The sequence below is a fragment of the uncultured Campylobacter sp. genome, from assembly GCF_938015785.1.
In the GTDB taxonomy this organism is placed as follows: Bacteria; Campylobacterota; Campylobacteria; order Campylobacterales; family Campylobacteraceae; genus Campylobacter_B.
In genome coordinates this window covers 1-17,122 of the sequence record NZ_CALLWC010000010.1, presented here as the reverse complement: position 1 = coordinate 17,122, position 17,122 = coordinate 1, and the positions used below count along the sequence as shown (strand labels likewise).

14 protein-coding genes are annotated in these 17,122 nt (G+C 50.7%); 10 read left to right on the top strand and 4 right to left on the bottom strand.

Going from position 1 to position 17,122, the window contains the following annotated elements; translation table 11 throughout:
- The first annotated feature begins 60 nt into the window (after positions 1-60).
- The 3 genes from lepA to Q0393_RS00665 all read left to right on the top strand — a co-directional run bounded on the left by lepA (position 61) and on the right by Q0393_RS00665 (position 3,177).
- Positions 61-1,857, top strand: coding sequence for a translation elongation factor 4 (lepA, locus tag Q0393_RS00675; RefSeq protein ID WP_298977154.1), 1,797 nt, complete (start codon positions 61-63; stop codon positions 1,855-1,857).
- A gap of 674 nt (positions 1,858-2,531) precedes the next feature.
- Entirely contained in the window at positions 2,532-3,062 is a 531-nt protein-coding gene (locus tag Q0393_RS00670; RefSeq protein WP_367179157.1) for a DUF6882 domain-containing protein, read from the top strand.
- Complete coding sequence (locus Q0393_RS00665; protein WP_298977151.1) at positions 3,055-3,177, top strand: hypothetical protein; 123 nt, start codon at positions 3,055-3,057, stop codon at positions 3,175-3,177. The genes Q0393_RS00670 and Q0393_RS00665 overlap by 8 nt, the downstream gene beginning before the upstream one ends.
- Positions 3,178-3,246: 69 nt before the next feature.
- On the opposite strand, the gene Q0393_RS00660 is transcribed toward Q0393_RS00665, so the two are convergent.
- Together Q0393_RS00660 and Q0393_RS00655 are read right to left on the bottom strand one after the other, a co-directional pair.
- Positions 3,247-3,417, bottom strand: a complete 171-nt coding sequence (locus Q0393_RS00660; protein ID WP_298977149.1) for a hypothetical protein — start codon at positions 3,415-3,417, stop codon at positions 3,247-3,249.
- On the bottom strand, positions 3,392-4,135 hold the full coding sequence (locus Q0393_RS00655; RefSeq protein WP_298977147.1) for a hypothetical protein: 744 nt from the start codon (positions 4,133-4,135) through the stop codon (positions 3,392-3,394). The genes Q0393_RS00660 and Q0393_RS00655 overlap by 26 nt, the downstream gene beginning before the upstream one ends.
- Positions 4,136-4,441: 306 nt before the next feature.
- Here Q0393_RS00655 and Q0393_RS00650 point away from each other — a divergent pair, with 306 nt between their 5' ends.
- The gene (locus Q0393_RS00650) at positions 4,442-4,960 is read left to right on the top strand and encodes a hypothetical protein (protein WP_298977145.1); all 519 of its coding nucleotides are present in this window, start codon (positions 4,442-4,444) and stop codon (positions 4,958-4,960) included.
- Between the two features lie 868 nt (positions 4,961-5,828).
- Here the strand turns inward: Q0393_RS00650 and Q0393_RS00645 are convergent.
- On the bottom strand, positions 5,829-6,758 hold the full coding sequence (locus Q0393_RS00645; RefSeq protein WP_005873085.1) for a ribose-phosphate pyrophosphokinase: 930 nt from the start codon (positions 6,756-6,758) through the stop codon (positions 5,829-5,831).
- Between the two features lie 791 nt (positions 6,759-7,549).
- Positions 7,550-9,622, bottom strand: coding sequence for a DNA polymerase III subunit gamma/tau (locus Q0393_RS00640; protein WP_298977144.1), 2,073 nt, complete (start codon positions 9,620-9,622; stop codon positions 7,550-7,552).
- Positions 9,623-9,714: 92 nt separating this feature from the next.
- Here Q0393_RS00640 and Q0393_RS00635 point away from each other — a divergent pair, with 92 nt between their 5' ends.
- The 6 genes from Q0393_RS00635 to hemE all read left to right on the top strand — a co-directional run bounded on the left by Q0393_RS00635 (position 9,715) and on the right by hemE (position 16,530).
- Positions 9,715-10,263 (top strand): YajG family lipoprotein, encoded by a 549-nt coding sequence (locus Q0393_RS00635; protein ID WP_297949356.1) that lies wholly within the window; start codon positions 9,715-9,717, stop codon positions 10,261-10,263.
- Positions 10,264-10,881, top strand: coding sequence for a ComF family protein (locus Q0393_RS00630; protein WP_298977142.1), 618 nt, complete (start codon positions 10,264-10,266; stop codon positions 10,879-10,881).
- Positions 10,882-10,919: 38 nt separating this feature from the next.
- Positions 10,920-13,664: a DNA gyrase subunit A gene (gyrA, locus tag Q0393_RS00625; RefSeq protein WP_298977140.1), complete on the top strand. Its 2,745-nt coding sequence runs from the start codon at positions 10,920-10,922 to the stop codon at positions 13,662-13,664.
- Positions 13,657-14,688, top strand: a complete 1,032-nt coding sequence (locus Q0393_RS00620; protein ID WP_298977139.1) for an aspartate-semialdehyde dehydrogenase — start codon at positions 13,657-13,659, stop codon at positions 14,686-14,688. The genes gyrA and Q0393_RS00620 overlap by 8 nt, the downstream gene beginning before the upstream one ends.
- Before the next feature lie 301 nt (positions 14,689-14,989).
- Positions 14,990-15,481 carry a YqhA family protein gene (locus Q0393_RS00615; protein WP_298977137.1) on the top strand — a complete coding sequence of 164 codons (492 nt, stop codon included), beginning with the start codon at positions 14,990-14,992 and terminating at the stop codon, positions 15,479-15,481.
- A gap of 2 nt (positions 15,482-15,483) precedes the next feature.
- Entirely contained in the window at positions 15,484-16,530 is a 1,047-nt protein-coding gene (gene hemE / locus Q0393_RS00610; protein WP_298977135.1) for a uroporphyrinogen decarboxylase, read from the top strand.
- Positions 16,531-17,122 lie beyond the last annotated feature (592 nt).

Genomic DNA, 17,122 nt, shown 5'->3' with positions numbered 1-17,122 from the left:
TACCCGTTTTTAAATGAAATTTCGGCACAATGCGGCATAAAATTTCATCAGGAAAGCCACTTGAAAACAAAAAATATCAGAAATTTCAGCATCATCGCGCATATCGACCACGGCAAATCCACGCTCGCAGACCGCCTGATTAGCGAGTGTAACGCCGTTGAGGCGCGCCAGATGAGCAGCCAGATCATGGATACGATGGATATCGAAAAGGAGCGCGGCATCACGATCAAGGCGCAGTCCGTGCGGCTCGAGTATGAGCTTGGCGGAGAGAAATACGTTTTAAATTTAATCGACACTCCGGGCCACGTAGATTTTAGCTATGAGGTCTCGCGCTCGCTGGCTAGCTGCGAGGGGGCGATCCTCGTCGTGGATGCGAGCCAGGGCGTGCAGGCGCAGACCATCGCAAACGTCTATATCGCGCTGCAGCACAATCTTGAAATCATCCCCGTACTTAACAAAATCGATCTGCCCGCCGCCGATCCGCAGCGCGTAAAAGAGGAGATCGAGCACGTCATCGGGCTTGATTGCAGCAGCGCGATCGAGGTCAGCGCCAAAACGGGTGCGGGTATCAAGGAGCTTTTAGAGGCGATAATCACTCGCATCCCCGCGCCCAAAACGGACGACGCTGCGCCGCTTAAGGCGCTTATCTACGACAGCTGGTTCGATAACTACCTAGGCGCGCTCGCGCTTGCGAGACTCTACGACGGCGTGCTGAAAAAGGGCGACGAGGTCTATATCATGGGTAGCGAGAACCGCCACGAGGTGCTTGATCTGATGTATCCCAACCCGCTCGCGCCTGCCAAAACCCGCGAGCTTAGCAGCGGCGAAGTGGGCATCGTCGTGATGGGGCTAAAAAACGTCGCCGACGTGCAGGTGGGCGATACGATCACACTTTTTAAAAAACGCGCCGCCGAGCCGGTGGGCGGATTTGAGAAGGCAAAGCCCTTCGTGTTTGCGGGCATCTATCCCGTGCAGACCGATAAATTTGAAGATCTGCGCGACGCTTTGGACAAGCTCAGCTTAAACGATAGCTCGCTTAGCTACGAGCCCGAGACGTCGCTCGCGCTAGGATTTGGCTTTCGCGTCGGGTTTTTGGGGCTACTGCATATGGAGGTCGTGAAGGAGCGGCTCGAGCGCGAGTTTGATCTCGATCTCATCGCCACGGCGCCGACCGTCACATACGCCGTGTATCTCACGGACGGCTCGTGCGTGCGGATACACAGCCCCAGCGAGCTTCCGGCGCCAAATTTCATCGAGCGCATCGAGGAGCCCTACGTCAGGGCGACCATCATCACCCCTAGCGAGTTTTTAGGCAATCTCATCAGCCTTTTAAATTTGCGCCGCGGCGTCCAAACCAAGATGGACTACATCACGCCGGAGCGCGTCCTGCTCGAATACGACGTGCCGACAAACGAGATCATAATGGACTTTTACGACAAGCTCAAGTCCTGCACCAAGGGTTATGCGAGCTTTGATTATGAGCCGATCGATTACAGGCGCGGCGATCTAGTTAAGCTCGACATCCGCGTCGCGGGCGAAGCGGTCGATGCGCTCTCGATCATCGTGCCCGCCTCAAAGGCCGAATCCAAGGGGCGCAATCTCGTCAAAGCGATGAAGGAGATCGTGCCGCGGCAGCTTTTTGAAGTCGCGATTCAAGCAAGCATCGGCAACAAGATCATCGCTCGCGAAAACGTCCGCGCCATGGGCAAAAACGTGACCGCCAAGTGCTACGGCGGCGACATCACGCGCAAGCGCAAGCTGCTCGAGAAGCAAAAAGAGGGCAAGAAGCGCATGAAGGCGATCGGCAAGGTAAATCTGCCGAGTGAGGCGTTTTTGAGCGTGCTGAAGATCGATTAAATTTTATACTTACGCGGATAGTCCAAATTTCATCTTTTGCCGCGTGGCCGTAAAATCCGCTTTTAAATTTTGACGATCGCTCGGGCGGCTTAAATTTAGCGGCTCGTCGTTCGGTATGAAATTTCGTCTTTAAATTTCACGATCTTAAGAGGCGATTTAAATTTTTATGACCGCACGGCTTTAACTATCGCTCGCTGCCTGGGCTGATACATTTGCTGCTGTGCGCCGGTTTTGCGCCGCTTAAAGCTCTAGCGTTCACTGCTCGGTCGTAGAATTCTGCTGCTCGCCGTTAGGCTAAAATTTCATCTTTCAAATTTAACATCCCGCGAGCGGTTTAAATTTTTGCAGTCTGCCGACCATTGTGGTCGCGTCCGTCATCTCCTGCAGTTGTACTCGCCGTGCCCGTCGTCTTCTGCAAAATTTTATCCGGGCGGCGTCCGCTATGAAATTTTATCTGCTGCGGATTTATAAAATTTGATTAAATTTTACTGCGCGCCGCATGAAATTCCATAGCGCGAGTGTTTTATAGCGAAACGGCGTGCACGGCGTATAAGAAGGCGAAGCGGGGAATCCCGCAAAAGCGCTAAATTTATCGGCGCGGCAAAAGGAGTAAAAATGAAATTTTTAGACCGCTTAGGCGTGGATAGCAGCAGCTTTACTGATCTGTTTTCGGCATGTTTGGGCCGCGGCGTAGTGATGCAAGAGGCGGGCTGAAGCTGATCGTAAAGGGCAGGCGCCGCTCTGTGGATTTTGAGCGCGGCAAGATCAGTTTCGGCGATGATGCGCCGCGCGCCATTTGGTATATCGGTAGCGAAGCGCGCGGCAGCCGGACGTGGCTGTGGGGGTACGAGAACATAAATCGCCTCGATGAGCGGCTGCTTGCCCTTGTGCGAGATGTGCGCGATTTTGACTTGCGGCACGGGCTAGCGGAGCTTGGCACGCCTAAGCTTGCACTAAGTGAAGAGATAAACGGGCATGCTCCAAGCGCGATCGCGTGCGGGCTATCGCAGGAGCCCGCAATCTACTACCGCTGCCCGCACGCCGGCGGAGCGGTGTTTGTAGCTTTTGAGGCAGGCGAGTGCGTGGCGCCAGATGGTACGAGCAAGCCCGGTATGGACGCAAGCGAGCTCATCTCTTTGGCGCGCCGATTACATAGGCGCGTTTCAGCTAAATCACGCCGTTTTATCGGGGGCGCTTTTGCTTAGAAACGACACGAAATTTAGCGAAGCGGCGGGCAAGATCGTAGCAAATTTTAAAAATGATGCGCTCTTTTCGTTTGATAATTTGGGGCGGCTAAGCGAGGTGAAGTTTGCCGTATAGAGCCGCAAATCTCGCGCCGTGCATTCGGGGGCTTTGAAATTTACGCCGCGAAATTTTGCCCTGCAAATTTTATATCGTAGAATTTTGCGTCTTGAAATTTTGTTGGGTAGAATTTGCATCGCGGAATTCTGATGTGTGAAATTTTGCCTTAAATTTTGCGTTGTGAAATTCTACTGCTTTATCCGCGCCCAAGCCTTTAAATTTTAAACCAAAATCAACTGCCGTCGATGTCGAAATCAAGATGCTCTTTGAAGTAGGCGCGCAGCCTGCGGCGGTCGTTGCGACCGGGCGTGATCGCAAACCACAGCACGCAGTCGTTCAGATCCTTACCGCGGATCAGCACGGTGTCGCGCAGCAAGATATCGTGAAAGTCGCCGTTTAGCCGCCATGACGAGAGCGCCTTGGCAAAGAAAAAGGCCACGACGCCCACGACCATTATCACGAACGCCATTCCCACGCGCTCGCTCATGGCGATACCCACTAGCCATAGCACGATCATCGATCCGATCCCGAATTTAAAGAGTCGCTCGTGTTTTACGTAGCGGGAGTGGCTAAGCGCCGTGTAGCCGGTGCAGGTGCGCAAAAAGCCTGGAGTGAGCCTAACGTAGTCGATGTTAAAGAGTAGAATTTCGCTCTTGCGCTCGTTTGAAACGAAGGTAATCGCGTGGTCGTTAAATTTAAACAGCCCGCCGCCGTCGCGCCCTTGATACCAAGCTACGCCGGCGATCAAAAGCCCTAAAATCCCGCCTCCACCGCGTCCGTGACCGTTTCCTAAAAAAATTTTATCTAAATCGAGACCTGCCGACATGCCGTAAAAAAATATAAAAGCCATCATCGTAACGGAGAAGATCACGATGAAGGAATTGTCGTTTTTGACGCTAAATCCGCCTGCGCTCGTGGTTCGTGAGCCGCGGCTGCGAAGGGCGGCTTTGTAGTCTTTGGTAGTAAAAGTAGGCATTAGCTTCCTTTATTTCAGGGTTTCAAAACAGCTTGCGCGCGCTTTTAAAGCCCGTTTAAAACGGTGGAATTTTATAAAATTTCAGATCAAATTCGGATTAAATTTTAAATTTGAATAGGCTTTGAAATTTAAGCTGGTTTCAAATTTAAAGGATTTGAAATTTGGCCGTCTAGCTACGCTTAAAATTTTTGCGCTTTCGCTCAAATTTATAAAAAATTCGACGTGCGTAGGCGCCGAAAGATCGTAAATTTAGCCCGGGCTAAACCCCGTTTTTGTATAATTGCACAAAATTTTAAAGGAGAAAAAATGAAAAAAATTTTTGCTTTGCTTTTTGCGGCGCTATTTTTTATCGGTTGTGGGCAGTCTCAGCCGAAAGTACCGATCGCAAGCGCGTATAAATTCAAGGGCATTACCTACTACCACATCCAAAACCATAATCCGAAAAAATTTGTCTATCAACCGCCGGAAGCGGTCGAGAAAAAGTACAACGAGCAGCTTTTAGCGGCGCTAAAAGAGGCGAACCTGCTGGATCAAAACTCTACCGATGAGCTTAAAATTACAATAAAGCACCACAGGGGCTTTACTGGTGAAGCTACTCCGTTTCCTAGCGATAGAATCGGTGGCATAGAGTTTATCTATGAGGTTAAACTAGTAAGAAACGGCCAAATTTTAAGAAGCTACGTGCAAAATGACATCGAGCATTACGATCCGGGATTTTTCGGCAATATGAAAACCATAGCGTTGCAAAATACAGACGATAGCTATGAAAATGCCGCAATTACGGCTCTTGTCAAGCATTTGATGGAGATTATAAAGAAATTTTAGCGGCCAGCTTGGGCGCAACGCACGTGCCCGATGCCGCATTTGACTAAATTATAAATGATTTTGACGCCTTGCTGGCTTTTAAATCGCGGGATTTTAAAAAATCGCTGCGAGCTTGAGTGGTAAAATTTAAAGAAGAGAATTGCTTGAGGGCTACCGATATATCGATAGCCCGTCGCCAATGAAGCTGCGAGCGCTAGATAAGCGCGGCATTTTGAGTCTTACAATACTCTAAAATATAAAGAATTTCGGCGCTAAAATTAAACGCGATCGGCGGGTGCATTCTTGCCGGCGCGTGCTGCGGATTTCGCGGCGAAATTTAAAAACGAGGTTTGCATGATTTAGCGGATGCGAGTTTTGCAGAAGCGCAGCTGCATATACAGACGCGAATGCGCGGCAAATTATTATAAATTTAAAGCGTAGCGGCGCTGTGCGATCTCATCAAATATGCAGAAAATTTTACGGCAAATTTAAAACGCAGTTTTTCGGAGTTAACATGGCGGATTAAAATGCGACTTGCAGCGGTTGGTGCGGTAAATTTGCTCTGCGATTGCAGTTAAATTTTTCCGCCGCGCGGAGTAAATACATTATATATTGAATAGCAAATAAAAGTATGAAATAGAGTTAAATTTTCCGCCGCGTGGAGTAAATGTCGCGCAGAGTTAAATTTGCCGCCTAGAAGCTAAATTTTGCGCCGTAGTTAAATTCCCGATAGTTAAATCGCAGCGAGCTCAAATGCTGTAAATTTAGAGCTCACAGGCATAAGCGCTTGACTTGCGGCTGAGCCGCGATCTTTTATTATAAGATGCCTATTGTTCGCATTCCTGCGGCTGTCTAAAACAAACCGCACAACGCTTTAAATTTTAAAATTTTATTTGAATAAGCTATTTACGCTCTCGTCGTGATATACGCGCCTGATGACCTCGCCGAAAAGCGGAGCGACGCTGATTACCTTGATGCGGTCGCTCTCCTGCTTTAGCGGGATCGTGTCGGTCACGACGAGGCCGTCTAACGCGCCGCTTTCGATGCGCTCGTATGCCGGGCCGCTTAGCACGGCGTGCGTGCAAAACGCGCTGACGCTCTTTGCGCCCTGTTCCTTAAACGCGCCCGCGGCCTTGACGATGGTGCCCGCAGTATCGATCATATCGTCGATTAGGATCACGTCCTTGCCCGCGACGTCGCCGATGATATTCATCACTTCGCTTTTGTTCGCCTCCTCGCGGCGCTTATCGACGATCACCAGATCGAGCGAGAGCTTTTTGGCGAAGCTTCTGGCGCGCGCGACGCCGCCAACATCGGGGCTAGCGATGATCGGATTTTTTAAATTTTTCTCTTTCAGGTAGTCCAAAAATATCAGCGAGCCGTAGAGGTTATCGACCGGCACGTCGAAAAAGCCCTGTATCTGCCCCGCGTGCAGATCCATCGTGACGACGCGGTCGATGCCTGCCGTCTGCATCATATTCGCCACGAGCTTCGCGCTGATCGGTACGCGCGGGGCTGCCTTGCGGTCTTGGCGAGCGTAGCCGAAGTAGGGCACGACCGCCGTGATCGAGTTCGCGCTGGAGCGCTTCAGTGCGTCGGTTAGGATCAGAAGCTCCATCAGATTGGAGTTTGCGGGCGCGCAGGTCGGTTGAATGACGAAGACGTCCTTGCCGCGCACGCTCTCGCCGATCTGGACGCTGATTTCGCCGTCGCTGAAGGTTTTGATCGCGCACTCGCTAAGCGGCAGCGAGAGATATTTGGAGATTTTTTTGGCAAATTCGGGATTTGCGGTGCCGGAGAAAATTTTATATCCGCGCATTTTGATGACCTTTGGATTGAAATTTGCTCTAATTCTACACCAAAAGCGCTAAATTTTAGCTAATTCGCCCGCCGCGTTCGCGTAAAATTCATAAGCGAGCATCGCGGACCGCCGCACGTTTGTGAGATAAATTTTTAAAATTTCAGGGCGCCTCGGCTCGCCGCGGCTTTACTTTTGGCGAAATTCGGCTTTGACTTACGGCGCCCGCGAGCGATCGGCGCCCGCGTTTTTGTACGAGCAGCCGCGCAGATTGCGGGCAAAACCGTATCGTAAAGTTTGATGAAAGTCTGAGAGAGCGCATCAGGCGGGAGCACGGTACAGCTAAAGTCGTATCACGGAGGGCAGGGTGCGGATGAGCGCGGAATTTTATATTCGCTATGCAAACGCGCAAATTTTATTTTTGAACTGCGGAGAGTGCGTTTAAATTTAAATTTTGAGCTCGCATGGGACAGACTGCGCGGATAATTGCGGTGCGCTAAATTTAGACTGCCGCGGCGTATGAATTTTGGATCGCCAGCGCGGTTAAATTTGAAGCCTGCTTTGCTTTGGTGAAAATTTAAAGCTCGCTTTGACGATCAAATTTAAAGCTTGCTTTTTAGAGCTCGATCGCGCGCCGCAAAATTTTAAAATTTATCGCGCAGTTTTGGTCTATCGCGTAAATTTAGACACCGCCTTTGCCGTTTAAATTTTAAAATCGCGCAGGCTTGCTTCGCCGCGTAAATTTCTATATCGTTTTGGCATGCTCAAATTTAAAATCGCGCGGCGCGGCGTAAATTTATCCGCAGCGAGCGCTATTCCGTGATTTTGGTGGGCTCGCCGAATAGTCTATTCATCTCGGAGATCAAAATTTCCTTGCCGTCCTGTGCGCCGTTTGCGAGCTCGGCGAGACCTGCCTTGGCGGCGCGTACGCTCTTACTCGTATCGCGGGGCTTTGCGGCGTAGTTTTGCGGATCGGTGGATCTTAACAGATCGTCCTTGGGCGGCTGTTTTTCGCCCTCGCCGCTAGCGCCGTTTTTTTGCGGTTTTGCCTCTTTCGGCACGGAATTTTCTTCGGAATTTTCGCCGCTGTTTGAAATTTCATTTTGCTTGGAGTTTGCGGTCTTGCTTGCGCCCGAGTCGGAATTTTGCGCGCCGCTTGTCGTGGCGCTAGAATTTTCAAGCGGTTTTTCTGCGCTACTTGCAGCGTCCTTTGCTGCGCTATCTTTGCTGCTTGGGGCGGAGTTTTCCGCGCCGCTCGGCGCAAAATTTTCTTGCTTCTGCGGCGCGCCCTGCTCGATCTTGATGGACGCGCTCTCGCCGAAGAGCGATTTTAGCACGCTATTTATCGCTCGCGAGCCCTTGCGCAGGTACTCTCTGTCCTGCCCCTGCGCGCGCGAGAGCAGATACAGCGTGCCGCGCTCGAACTTTAAAAATTCCACGCACTTGCTAAATTTCTCGCCCAGATCATAATCGCGGTCGTAAATTTTGGCTAAAAAATTCTCGTAAATTTCATTTTGAGCGCCCGTTTTGACGGAAGAGCTAGAATTTTGAGCCTGCGCCGTTGCGCCCGGTTTGATCTCACTGCTTGCGTCAGGGCTTTGTTTTGCCGCACCGAAGTTTTGCGCAGGGCTTGCGGGACGTTTTGCGCTTGCCGTAAAGCTAGGCACGCCGCTTGTCGCGCTACTCTGGTCGCTCGGTGCAAAAGCCGCGCCGTCCGGCTCACTATTTGGCGCAAATGCCGCGCTTTGGTTGAAATTTGACCTAAAATTCGGCGCGGAGCTTTGCGCGTTTAAATTAGGCGCCGAAGCGGAAGCATAGCCCTCGCCTTGATCCAGGGATCTGCCGACCTCGATCAGCTCGTCGATCTCGCGCAGATTGACCGCCTCCATCATCATAAAAATCATCATAGAGATCGCGTAAGTGTTGTCCGGGCTGATGGCGAGCATGCTCTTAGCGCCCGCTAAAATGCGGAAAAACCGCTCATACATCAGCAGGCTAAATTTCGCGTCGCGGCGCAGGAATTTATCCTTTAAATTTGCGATCATCTCGTCGATTATCGTCTCGGCGTTGTAGTTTTCGACCTCTTTGATGATCTCGATCGCGCCCGCACGGTCTTGGCGCAGCACGACGTCTAAAATTTCGCCTATTTTAGCAGGATCGAGCAAGCCCAACATATCGGCGATCGCGCGCTGCGTGATGCCTTCGCGGCTAAAGATAATCGCCTGATCAAGGAGCGTGAGCGTATCTCGTAGCGAGCCCGAGCCGCTGCGTGCTAGAATTTCGAGCGCGCCCTCTTCGTAAGCGATGTTTTCGGTTTTTAAAATTTGCGTGAGGTGCGCCACGACGGCGCTTTTGGCGATCGGCTTAAAGCGAAAGTGCTGCGTGCGCGATAGCACCGTGATGGGAAGCTTGAGCGGATCGGTAGTCGCAAGGATAAATTTTACGTAGCTAGGCGGCTCCTCAAGCGTTTTTAAAAGCGCATTGGAGGCCTCTTTGGTGAGCATATGCACCTCGTCGATGATGAAAATTTTAAAGCGCGCGCTTGCGGGATGATACTTCGTCTGCTCGATGAGCTCGCGGATATCGTCGATCTTGCGATGGCTGGCGGCGTCCATCTCGATGATGTCGATGTGGCGTCCCTCGTTTGCCATTACGCAGTTATCGCAGATCTCGCACGGCTTGCCGGTAGGGCCTTTATCGCATAAAAGCGCTTTGGCAAAAATCCTAGCCGTCGAGGTTTTGCCGCTGCCGCGAAGTCCGCTGAAAAGATATGCGTGGCTCAGTCTGCCCGAATCCAGCGCGTGCGCGAGGCTTTTGGCGACGGCGTCTTGACCGATGAGCTGCTCGAAGCTTTTGGGTCTGTATTTTAAAGCGAGTGCTTGCAAAATTTCTCCTTTGATCCCGCAATGATACAAAAAAATCTATAAATTTTAAATTTAGTGCTACAATGCGCCCGAATTTCAGAAAAAGGATAAAAATGAAAAAATTTTTAATCGGCGTATTCGCGCTATTTTTTGTCGCCTGCTCGCAAACCAGCAGCGTCATTAGCCTAAATCCGTATCTTTCTAAGGCCGATCAGACCGTAAGCGGCAAGTCGGTAAATATCAACGCGATCAACGATCAGCGCGAAAATCAGATGGTAATCGCCGTTATAAACGACAACGACGGCAAACTCGTCGATGAGGTGCTTTTAAAAAATAATCTCTCGGCGTGGTTCGACAAGGCTTTGCGCGCGGAGCTTGAGGCTCGTGGCGTAAGGATCGATCCGGCAAGCCCGAATATCGTAACCGTAAATATTAGAAGCATCTCGGCGGCGATCAACGGCTACTCGAAAGAAAATATGAGCGCAAGAGGCGAGATCGCGATCTCTATCGTGCAGGGCAACAAAACTACGACCAAGCGCGTTTCGCAGGATCAGAGCCAATTTACCGCGCTTCGCACGGCTAGATCGCTTAATCCTTTTGTGCAAAGCTTGCTTGGCGACATCGTCAAAAAATCCGCCGATCAAATCATCTTGACGCTTTAGATGCGCTGCGTAAATTGCGGCGCGTTTAGCCTGCGCACGATCTGCGCCGCCTGCGCCGCAAATTTAGCCGAATGCCACCTAAGTATGCGGCAGGTGGAGGGCTTTAGCGTTTTTTACTACTATGGCTACTCCGAAATTCGAGAGCTTATACTTTCTAAACATCACGAATACGGCGCTGCGGTGCTTGCGCGCATAGCCTCTTTAAGCTTAGCAAAATTCCCGCTTCATCTGCAGCGCGAAATTTCAGCAAATCCGCAAAACTACGAAGCGTTTAAAACGAACGGGGTTTTTAAATTTAACGCCGTGCCGCTAGATGATGACGCACGCAGTGGCTATTCACACACGGCGATCTTAGCCCGCGCACTAAAAAGCGAGCTTGTGGGGCCTAAATTTCACTGCCTGCGCGCGCAAAACCGCGTCAAATACACGGGGCAGAGTCTGGAATTTCGCCTAAAGCACAAGCGAAATTTTAAAATTTTAACCCCGCCGCAATTCCCCGTGATCCTGGTAGATGACATCATCACCTCGGGCCTTAGCATGCTGCAAGCGCGCGAGAGCTTGATCGATGGCGGCTTTATGCCCGTGTGCGGCTTGGTTTTAGCTAATGCAAAAGAATAATTCGCTATAATCGCTCGTTAAATTTTAAAAGGATTTTTATGCAAGAAAATATTTTTGAAAATCAAGAGATCATCGATATCGACGTCGAGGAATCGATCAAGACGAGCTATCTTGATTACTCGATGAGCGTTATCATCGGTCGTGCGCTACCGGACGCCAGAGACGGCCTAAAGCCTGTGCATAGGCGAATTTTATATGCGATGAACGATCTTGGCGTGGGCTCTCGCCAGCCATACAAAAAATCCGCTCGTATCGTAGGCGACGTCATTGGTAAATACCATCCGCACGGAGATACCGCCGTTTACAACGCGCTCGTGCGAATGGCGCAGAGCTTTTCGATGAGAATTCCTTCCGTGGACGGGCAGGGTAACTTCGGATCGATTGACGGCGACGGCGCGGCGGCGATGAGGTATACCGAAGCGCGTATGACGCCGCTAGCCGAGGAGCTTTTAAAAGACCTGGATAAAGAGACGGTCGATTTCGTACCGAACTACGATGAGAGCCTAAATGAGCCCGACGTATTGCCTGCGCGCGTGCCGAATTTGCTGCTTAACGGCTCGAGCGGAATCGCCGTGGGAATGGCGACGAATATCCCGCCGCACAGCCTAGATGAGCTTGTGGGCGGTCTTTTGATACTGCTTGAGAATAAAAACGCAAGCTTAGAGGAGATCATGGGCGAGATCAAGGGTCCCGATTTTCCGACCGGCGGCATAATCTACGGCAAAAAAGGGATTATCGAGGCGTATAAAACGGGCAGAGGGCGCGTTAAAATTCGCGCTAAAACCCATATCGAAAAAAAGGCTAGTAAAGACGTCATCGTAATCGACGAGCTGCCGTATCAGACCAATAAAGCGCGCCTGATCGAGCAGATCGCAGATCTCGTAAAAGAAAAGCAGATCGAGGGCATCTCCGAGGTGCGCGACGAGAGCGATCGCGACGGAATTCGCGTGGTAATCGAGCTTAAGCGCGACGCGATGAGCGAGATCGTGCTGAATAATCTATTTAAGCAAACCACGATGGAGGCGACCTTCGGCGTGATAATGCTCGCAATCGACGGCAAGGAACCGAAGATTTTCACGCTGATAGAGCTTTTGAAGCTGTTTTTGAACCACAGAAAAACCGTCATCATCCGCCGCACAATTTTTGAGCTTCAAAAAGCCCGTGCTAGAGCGCACATCTTAGAGGGCTTAAAGATCGCGCTAGATAATATCGACGAAGTGATCGACGTGATTAGAAACTCCGCCGATACAAACGTCGCGCGCGAAAATTTAATGAGCAGATTCGGCCTTAGCGAGGCGCAATCGGGCGCGATTTTAGATATGAGGCTAAGCCGCCTAACGGGACTTGAGCGCGAAAAGATCGAGGAGGAGCTAAAGGAAATTTTAGCCGAGATAAAGCGACTTGATGCGATCCTAAAGAGCGAGGAGCTGATTGAGGGGATCATCAAAGATGAGCTTTTGGAGATCAAGGATAAATTTAAATGCCCGCGCATCACCGAAATCGTCGATGACTACGAGGATATCGACATAGAAGATTTAATCGCGAATGAAAATATGGTCGTTACGATCACTCACCGCGGCTACATTAAGCGCGTGCCTAGCAAGACTTACGAGAAGCAAAAGCGCGGCGGCAAGGGGCGCGTGGCGGTCACGACATACGATGATGACTTCATCGAGAGCTTTTTTACGTCCAACACCCACGATACGCTTATGTTTATCACCGACCGCGGGCAGCTTTACTGGCTCAAAGTTTATAAAATTCCGGAAGGCTCGCGCACCGCAAAGGGCAAGGCGGTCGTAAATTTAATCCAGCTCGGCGCGGACGAAAAGATCATGGCGATCATCCCTACGACCGATTTTGATCCGAGCAAGTCGCTCGTATTTTTCACTCGCAACGGCATCGTAAAACGCACGAATTTAAGCGAGTTTAAAAACATCCGTTCACTCGGAATCCGTGCTATCAGCCTGGATGAGGACGATACGCTAGTGACCGCGCTTATCGCTCCAAACAGCGCCGAGGAGATGCAAAACTACAAAGGAGGCACTCTAAGCGGCGACGATCTGGACGGCGGCGAAGCCGAGGAAGTTTTAGAGCAGATCGAGCAGGATATTTTGGAGGGAAGCGCGGATGAAATTTCAGATGAAATTTCGCAAGGCGAGGGCGCTCAAGATGGCGAGCCGCAAAGCGCTAACGAAAATATGCTCTTCATCGCTACGAAAAAGGGAATGTGCCTTAAATTTAATCTAAATAAAATTCGCCAGATGGGGCGCATCGCTCGCGGCGTAAAGGGTATTAAATTTAAAGAAAAAGGCGACGAGGTTATCGGCGCCGCGTTTATTCTAAGCGATATGCAAGAAATTTTAAGCGTGAGCCAAAAGGGTATCGGCAAGCGCACGACCGCGAGCGAGTATCGCCTCACAAACCGCGGCGGCAAGGGCGTCATCTGCATGAAGCTCACCAACCGCACGGGCGAGCTCATCGGCGTCGTGATGGTCGATGAGGAGATGGATCTTATGGCGCTTACTACGAGCGGCAAGATGATCCGCGTAGATATGCAAAGCATCCGCAAAGCGGGCCGTAACACCAGCGGCGTCATCGTCGTAAATGTCGAGGGCGACGACGTCGTGAGCATCGCGACCTGCCCGAAAGCCGAGGAGGGCGACGAGGGCGAAACGGACGAGCTTGCGCAGGATGAAAATTTATTAAATTCAAATTTAGATAGCAAAGATTCGCAGAGCGACGGCCCTAGCGATGAAATTTTAAAAGGAGGAGAGGATGAGTAGTTACAATATCGCCATCGTAGGCGCTACCGGCGCCGTAGGCGAGGAGATTTTACGCGTCTTAGACGAGATGAACTTCCCCGTAAAGGACATACTGCCGCTTGCAAGCGCAAAGAGCGCGGGCGAGAAGGTGGAATTTCGCGGCAAAGAATACGTCGTGAGGGAGCTAACGGACAGCACCTTCGACGAAAACGAGATCGACATCGCGTTTTTTAGCGCGGGCGGCTCCATTTCGGCGCATTACGTGCCATTTGCGGCGGCAAGCGGCGCGGTGGTGATCGACAACACGAGCCACTTTCGCATGCAAGAAAATGTCCCGCTCGTAGTGCCCGAGTGTAATCCTCAGGATATAAAGCTATGGGAAGAGACAGGCATCATTGCTAATCCGAACTGCTCAACTATCCAGATGGTTCAAATTTTAAAGCCGCTTGATGACGCGTTTGAAATAGAGCGCGTGGACGTAAGCACCTACCAGGCGACAAGCGGTGCAGGTAAAGAGGGTATGAGCGAGCTTGTAGGGCAACTGCAGCAGTTTTTCGCTTTTAAGCTTGATGAGTGCGAGCCGAAGGTTTTCCCGCATCAGATCGCGATGAATGTCATCCCGCACATCGATGTATTTTTGGACAACGACTACACCAAAGAAGAGATGAAGATGGTGAACGAAACGCGGAAAATTTTGCATAAAAACTTCGCCGTTTCGGCTACTTGCGTGCGCGTGCCGGTACTTCGCAGCCACAGCGAGGCGATCACGATAAAATTTAAAAAGGATTTCGAGATTAGCCGCGTGCGTGAAATTTTAAGAAACGCGCCTAGCATCGTGCTTGTAGACGATCCGAGCAAAAACGAATATCCGATGCCGCTGCTTTCGAGCGACACGAACGAAACCTACGTCGGCAGGCTTCGCAGGGACAATTTCGACGATAAAATTTTGCATCTTTGGTGCAGCGCCGATCAGATCCGCGTCGGAGCGGCTACAAACGCCGTGCGCATCGCGCTTCGCTGGATCGATATGCAGCAAGACAAGTAGGATAAATTTAGCGAAGCTGCCGCTTTGCGCGCGGATACGGTCGCGTGCGTGATTTCGGCGCCGAGGCCGCGCGAATAAATTTGCAAATCAACTTAGTTAAAATTTAACGCCGCGAGCTGAAATTTTGCGCCTTTAACCTGGCGCAAAATTTTAAAGACTCAAATAGGCGCGATTAAATGGGGTAAATTTATGCGATTGCAAACGAGCGTAAATTTAAACGAACGCTTCGGCATGGAGCGGCTTTTAAATTTATACGTCCGTTTGCGGAGCGGCTAATCTCAGATTAAAATTTAAGGAAGAAATGAAAACTCTATTTGAAAAATTTTTACTTTGCAGCAAATTTTTAACCCTCCTGCCGGTACTTTTTTGCATCGCGGCAGGCGCAGCGATATTTGTGATGGCAAGCTACGAAATCTGTTCGGCGCTCTATAAAATCGTAGAATTTTTCCTAGCCTCGCAGAGAGAGGGAGCGCTTTACGTCGATATTTTAAGCGAGATAATAACGGCGATCGATCTGTATCTGGTCGCTATAGTGCTGCTAATCTTCGTATTTGGAATTTATGAGCTGTTTATTGACGAGTTTGTGGATCTAAATTTACAAGTTTTAAAGATCGCCTCGCTGGATGAGCTGAAGCACAAACTCGGTAGCGTCATCATAATGGTGCTGGTAGTGGATTTTTTCAAGCGAATTTTGCACACCGATTTTACTACCCCTTTGGATATGATTTTGCTAGCAGGGGCTATCTTTGCGGTTTGTTTGGCTTTGTATATTTTGAGTAAATTTAAAGGATAAAAATGGTTTTCATCGACGCATGCTTCGGCAAAGAGACCCCATACACGCCCATTTGGATGATGCGCCAGGCGGGGCGCTACCTGCCGCAATACATGGCGGTGCGCGAGAGGGCGGGCGATTTTTTGAGCCTGTGCCGCGACTATCGCGCCGCTAGCGAGGTGACGATCCAGCCCGTGGAGATTTTGGGCGTTGATGCGGCGATTTTATTTAGCGATATTTTGGTCGTGCCGATGCAGATGGGTATGGATCTGCGCTTCGAAGCGGGCGAAGGGCCGCACTTTAGCAATCCGATCCGCTCCCGAGGCGATCTGGCACGCCTTGATCCGCAAAAGGCCGCGGCGGAGCTTGGATACGTTTATGATACGATCTCGCTTACTCGCTCTCGCCTTGCCGCGGACAAAGCGCTTATCGGCTTTTGCGGCGCGCCGTGGACGATCGCTACCTATATGATCGAGGGCGGCGGCAGTAAAAATTACGCCGTTTGCAAAAGGATGCTTTACGAAAATCCGCAGCTTCTGCATGAAATTTTGCGCCTAGTTACGGAGGCGACGAAGCTTTATCTGGCGCGTCAGATCGGCTCGGGCGTCGATGCGGTGCAGATATTCGATAGCTGGGCGGGCGCGCTGGAGCCGAGCGCGTATGAGGAGTTCGGCTGGCGATACATCTTGGAAATCACGGAATTTTTAAAGGCGAAATTCTCGCATATCCCGCTCATCGTCTTTGCCAAGGGCACGGGCGCGCAGATGTCGCGGCTGAGCAGTATTGCGGCGCGGCGCGGCGCGGCGAGCTTTGACGTATGGGGTGTGGATTGGAGCACTCCGATCGGGCTTGCGCGCGAGCAGCTCGGGGGCAAATTTGCGCTTCAGGGCAACCTGGAGCCGATGCGGCTATACGATCGCGGCGCGATAGAAACGGGCGTGCGCGAGATTTTAGCAGCGATGAAGGGTGCGGCTCATATCTTTAATCTAGGCCATGGAATTTTGCCCGACGTAAGCGTGCAAAACGCCAAATATCTGGTGGATCTGGTGCACGAGCTAAGCGCGCGCTAAAACCTGATTTTACGAGAGCCCGCTTGCAGCGCGCCGCTGTGAAATTTCATAGAGCCGTAGTTTAAAATTTTGCTCGCTTGTGTCGCTTGTTTTGCTTCCGCGCGATTTTTCCGCTGCCCATAAATTTTAAATTTTGCGCCGCTTTCACGTCGTCAAAACAGCTCGCGGAACGCAAAGCTCTAAAATTTTAAAATTCTACGCCGTTTTGCGCGGCGGTATCGCTAAATTTTAAAATTTAGCCGAAATTTGAAATTTTACGTCGCTTTTACGCCGAGCGAGGCTTAAAATTTTACGCGCTATATATGCGGCGGCGTAAAATACCGCGAGCTCGCGAGTTTAAATTTAGCCCGCGCTTTAAATTTATAACTCGCACGCCCTAAATTTAAGGATAAATTTAAAGCTCTAAGCTTAAAATTTCGCCGTAGCGGGGCGGAGCGCGGAAGTGAAATTTCACATAAAAGCAGTGCTGAATTTCGGCGTGCGGAAGCAAAATTTAAAGCGCAATTTAAAGTAAAATTCTGCGCGCAAGCAAACTCCCGCAAATCAAATCATGGAGCAAAAATGAGATATATTTTCGGGCCCGTCGCCTCGC